General features: G+C 55.8%; 1 rRNA gene. It reads left to right on the forward strand.

Annotated features, from left to right (window positions below):
• Positions 1 to 620 (forward strand): 23S ribosomal RNA (locus G5306_RS20360); the annotation flags it as partial.

Genomic DNA, 620 nt, shown 5'->3' on the forward strand with positions numbered 1-620 from the left:
CGCGGACAGTGCCTGGTGGGTAGTTTGACTGGGGCGGTCTCCTCCCAAAGAGTAACGGAGGAGCACGAAGGTTGGCTAATCCTGGTCGGACATCAGGAGGTTAGTGCAATGGCATAAGCCAGCTTAACTGCGAGACGGACAGGTCGAGCAGGTACGAAAGTAGGTCATAGTGATCCGGTGGTTCTGAATGGAAGGGCCATCGCTCAACGGATAAAAGGTACTCCGGGGATAACAGGCTGATACCGCCCAAGAGTTCATATCGACGGCGGTGTTTGGCACCTCGATGTCGGCTCATCACATCCTGGGGCTGAAGTCGGTCCCAAGGGTATGGCTGTTCGCCATTTAAAGTGGTACGCGAGCTGGGTTCAGAACGTCGTGAGACAGTTCGGTCCCTATCTGCCGTGGGCGTTGGATGATTGAAGGGAGTTGCTCCTAGTACGAGAGGACCGGAGTGAACGAACCTCTGGTGTTCGGGTTGTCACGCCAGTGGCACTGCCCGGTAGCTAAGTTCGGAATCGATAACCGCTGAAAGCATCTAAGCGGGAAGCGAGCCCTGAGATGAGTCATCCCTGACCCCTTGAGGGTCCTAAAGGGCCGTTGGAGACCACAACGTTGATAGG

This window comes from Aeromonas sp. 603404 (genome assembly GCF_049171775.1).
In the GTDB taxonomy this organism is placed as follows: domain Bacteria; phylum Pseudomonadota; class Gammaproteobacteria; order Enterobacterales; family Aeromonadaceae; genus Aeromonas; species Aeromonas veronii_A.